Annotated in this window: 1 protein-coding gene; it reads left to right on the top strand. The window is 32.4% G+C overall.

Annotation, left to right across the window (positions count from 1 at the left end; all coding sequences use genetic code 11):
• Positions 1-47 precede the first annotated feature (47 nt).
• The coding region (locus FUA24_RS04985) for a hypothetical protein (RefSeq protein ID WP_148540284.1) at positions 48-714 on the top strand (667 nt) is incomplete at its 3' end.

The following is a 714-nucleotide window of genomic DNA, read 5'->3' as shown; positions in this document are numbered from 1 at the left end:
TATGCTTATTGTGATTTTATCATAATATTAACATTTAAACTATAATTATGAGAAATCGTAAAGAATCTCACAGCAGCATTCGGCAAAATGCTCAAGCTGTGAAAAAACCGCACAAGCATGATGCAAATTTACAAAAAAACTCAACCTTATACTTTCAAGTAGGGTTGATAGTGTGTTTACTTATGGCATATGGCCTCTTTGAAATGAAATTTGAAACCCAAATACCCAATTTGGCCAGTGATTTTATTGTAGATGATGATACTTACAGTATTGAAATTCCTTTAATAACACCCGTAAAACCTAAGTTTGAAGAGCCAGTTGTTAATAAAGCAGTAAAAAAGAAAGCATCGGTAATTAAAGAAGTGCCTGATGATACTGATATTGCTAAGGATATTCTAGATTTACCCGATGAACCTATTGAAGATAAAAACCCGCCAGTAAACCCTGATGATGTGGTTGTGGTTAATATAGATGAAGAAGTAACATTGCCTTTTGATTTTGTTGAGGTAGTGCCAATTTATCCGGGTTGTGAAAAATCAAAAAACAACCTAGAACGTAAAAAATGCATGTCTGAAAAAATTAATAAACGCATTCAACGTAAATTTAATACAGATCTTGGAACTGATTTAGGATTAAACGGAAAACAAGTTATTCAAACGCAATTTAAAATTGATAAAACAGGACGTATAATTGACGTAAAAACACGTGGTACAC

The organism is Seonamhaeicola marinus (assembly GCF_008085455.1).
The sequence above is the reverse complement of the archived record's forward strand: the minus strand, read 5'-3'. Positions and strand labels throughout refer to the sequence as shown.